This is a genomic window from Amycolatopsis kentuckyensis (genome assembly GCF_002155975.1).
Classification (GTDB): domain Bacteria; phylum Actinomycetota; class Actinomycetes; order Mycobacteriales; family Pseudonocardiaceae; genus Amycolatopsis; species Amycolatopsis kentuckyensis.
The window spans coordinates 1-1,335 of sequence record NZ_MUMI01000815.1 but is presented as its reverse complement, the minus strand read 5'-3'; the positions used below and the strand labels follow the sequence as shown (position 1 = coordinate 1,335).

Annotated in this window: 3 protein-coding genes; 1 reads left to right on the top strand and 2 read right to left on the bottom strand. The window is 73.2% G+C overall.

What is annotated here, in order from left to right; all coding sequences use genetic code 11:
• Window positions 1-224 (top strand): helix-turn-helix domain-containing protein (locus tag CCN39_RS51420; RefSeq protein ID WP_208630700.1); only part of this gene is annotated, 224 nt, incomplete at its 5' end.
• Window positions 225-227: 3 nt separating this feature from the next.
• Here the strand turns inward: CCN39_RS51420 and CCN39_RS51415 are convergent.
• Both CCN39_RS51415 and CCN39_RS48255 read right to left on the bottom strand, forming a co-directional pair.
• The gene (locus tag CCN39_RS51415; protein WP_086853924.1) at window positions 228-422 is read right to left on the bottom strand and encodes a hypothetical protein; all 195 of its coding nucleotides are present in this window, start codon (window positions 420-422) and stop codon (window positions 228-230) included.
• An 8-nt stretch (window positions 423-430) separates the two neighbouring features.
• Window positions 431-1,222 (bottom strand): ABC transporter permease, encoded by a 792-nt coding sequence (locus CCN39_RS48255; RefSeq protein WP_086853922.1) that lies wholly within the window; start codon window positions 1,220-1,222, stop codon window positions 431-433.
• Between the last annotated feature and the right edge of the window lie 113 nt (window positions 1,223-1,335).

Here is a 1,335-nt window from a genome sequence, read left to right as displayed (position 1 = left end):
CGGCCGACCTGTCGGCCGCCGAGCTGCGCATCATCGACCTGATCCGCCAGGGCCTGACCAACCGGCAGATCGCCGGGGCGATGCGGATCAGCGAGAAGACGGTGGAGAGCCACCTGACGCGGCTGTTCGCGAAGACCGGCTGCCGCTCCCGGCTCGACCTGGCCGCCGCCAGCATCGAGGGCAGGCTCACGGTGTCCGGCCTCGACCGCAGCGGCACGGCCTGACGGCTACGCCAACCCGAGCAGCTCGCCGACCGAAAGCGGCGCCCGGCCGCCGAGGACAGCCGGGACCGCCCGGCTCGTGGCGGCCCCGCCGTGGGCGAAGAACCGGTCGCAGATCGCCGCGACCGGCTGCTCCGGGCGGCCCAGCGCCAGCGGCTCGGGGACGGCCGAAGTGTTCACAGTGGACTCGATGCCGTTCATGCTTCTCCTCAGTGCGTTTTCTCCGAAACCGAACGGAACAGCCGCGCCGACACCGTCATGACGACGGCAAGCAGGACCGCGATCGTCACCAGCGCCACCGGGACCGCGTGGACGACGGCGACGCTGTTCCCCTTGTCCGCCACCGGGTTGCCCCACAGCCGGCGGCACGCCGTCGACACCGTGCTCACCGGGCTCCAGGACGCGATCGCGTGCAGCCAGCCCGGCAGGCCGTCCGGGGGGACGAAGGCCGTGGACAGGAACGAACCCACCACCAGGACCAGCCCCGAAAGCGAGTTCACCGCCGGTGTGCTGCGGATCCACAGCGCGGCCAGGATGCCCGTCCACGACAGCAGGAACGCCAGCGCCAGCAGCAGCGCGAACCCCGCCAGGCCGGGCAGGAGTCCCGTGTGGATCCGCCAGCCCAGCAGCCCGCCGACCGCCGAGGCGATGGCCGTCCCGGTCGCGGTCAGCAGCAGGTCGCACAGCGACTGCGCGAGCAGCACCGGGACCCGGCCGATCGGCAGGGAGCGGAACCGGTCGACGAGCCCGCCGCGCAGGTCGTCCGCCACCGCGATCGCGCTCGTGCCGAAGGCGCCCAGCGCCACCTGGGCGCCGATGCCGGCCATCATGAAGTCGAGGTAGCCCGCGCCGTCCGGCATCACGATGGACTTGTCGAGCAGGTAGCCCATCACGACCACCATCGTCACCGGGACGATCGTGACGGCCAGCAGCTCGCCCGGCGACCGGCGCAAGCGCCGCAGCCGCCGTCCGGTGAGGGCGGCGGTTTCGGTGAGGATCATGCGGCCTGCTCCGTTCCGGTGAGCGCGAGGAAGACGTCGTCGAGGGACGGGCGGCGGACGGCGAAGTCGGCCACCGCCAGGCCGGCCCGGTCCAGGGCGGCCGCCGCGGCGGC

Coding starts and splice junctions, on each gene's coding strand:
- CCN39_RS51415 (WP_086853924.1), bottom strand. CDS start 422: ATGAACGGCATCGAGTCCACTGTGAACACTTCGGCCGTCCCCGAGCCG.
- CCN39_RS48255 (WP_086853922.1), bottom strand. CDS start 1,222: ATGATCCTCACCGAAACCGCCGCCCTCACCGGACGGCGGCTGCGGCGC.